This is a genomic window from Ameyamaea chiangmaiensis (genome assembly GCF_013376175.1).
Lineage (GTDB): Bacteria > Pseudomonadota > Alphaproteobacteria > Acetobacterales > Acetobacteraceae > Ameyamaea > Ameyamaea chiangmaiensis.
On sequence record NZ_JABXXR010000299.1, the window covers coordinates 1 to 1,463 of the forward strand.

Genomic DNA, 1,463 nt, shown 5'->3' on the forward strand with positions numbered 1-1,463 from the left:
CCGGACGCAGGCCGCGCGCCTGCAACCGCACCGCCAGTTCCGCGAAACGCTGCACCGGCCAGCGCTTGGCCGGACGATGCGGGGCGGCGCCCGGGACCAGCAGGGCGAAGGGCTCCGGCCCGACATCCGGCACCGTCGCGCTGTCTGCCGTCAGCCAGTCGAGATCGGGATCGGGCACGTCACGCAGCCCGGCAACCTTCAACTGGTCGCGCTGCCGGGCGCGGGTGTGCATCGCGTCGCGCCACGGATTGGCATGTCGCAGCAGCGCCCCCTTGGCAATCCCCGAAAAGCGGGGCTTCCCCGCCAGCCGGAAATAGCGACTGGTGCGTCCGGATGTCTGGAGATCATAGATGACGTCAAACCCGCGCAACCGGTCGCGCAGCCGCCGGACCCCGGCGAGATCGGTCCAGCGGGGCCGGGTGTCGACGCGCACCTCGTCGAACCACGGCGACGCGCGGGCCAGCGCGACGAAGGGAGCCGTGGTCAGGAGCGTGATGTGGTCATCGGCGTGACATCGGCGCAGCGCCGCGAACGGGGCGAAGGCCTGCACGAAATCGCCGAGTGCGCCGAGTTTGATGACGAGAATCCGGGCCATGACACCGCTTGTAGGTCTGACGGGCCGAGCGTGTAAATCACCTCGGACAGTGCACAATGAAAAACCCCCGCGAACACTGCCTATGGGCGGCTCGCGGGGGTTGAATTCAGCACCGGGCCCCGTATGGCCGGGGAACGCCGTACTGGAAGTTTCCTTCTTATAGCTTCTTCTTGTTATTCTTGTTTCTTGTTCTTCTTGCACTCTGTTTTTTTGGGAAGCCGGTCTTTTGCCGCTCCATAAAAGGACCATAGCATGAATTTTCCCGGTGCCAATGTTATCGGTCACACCTGACGCATTCGTGAAGGACATCCCTGGGACACGCCACACAAACCGTTGAACTTCCCTACATTTATTGAGCCGCGTCGGAGCGGTCGGGATCGGCGTCCATGACCGAGAGGTCCTGGCGGGCCAGATTGGCCTCCGGCGCGTCCGGGGCGATCTCCAGCACACGTTCCCAGTCCGCCCGCGCGGCCCGCAGCGACCCGGCCTGCGCCCGGTCGATGCCCCGCTCCAGCAGGGCGGCGGGGTCGTCGGCATGACGACGGAGCGACTCGTCGGCCAGTGCCGCCGCCTGGTCCGGATGTCCGGCCATGCGCAGCGCCTGCGCGCGCACGATCAGGGCCTGCCCTTCCAGCGATGGCTCGTCGAACGGTGCGGCGAGGTCACTCAACGCCAACGCCACCCGGTCGCATGTCAGGGCCACACGGGCTTCCAGCAACCGCAGGGCCGGGTCGTCGGCGGCAAGGTGGCGCGCCGTGGCGGCCGAAGCACAGGCGCGCTTGGGCTGATGAGCGGCAAGCCACGACTGCGCGCCCTCACCAGCCAGCGTCGCCGCATGGGCGGCCATCCCCGCTTCGCCGCCAAGATG

Annotated in this window: 2 protein-coding genes; both read right to left on the reverse strand. The window is 67.3% G+C overall.

Translation table 11 applies throughout. From position 1 onward, the window contains the following. Positions 1 to 595: glycosyltransferase family 9 protein (locus tag HUK82_RS16560; RefSeq protein WP_176614959.1), on the reverse strand; the 595-nt coding region annotated here is incomplete at its 3' end. 349 nt (positions 596 to 944) lie between these two features. Beyond that, the coding region (locus HUK82_RS16565) for a tetratricopeptide repeat protein (RefSeq protein ID WP_176614960.1) at positions 945 to 1,463 on the reverse strand (519 nt) is incomplete at its 5' end.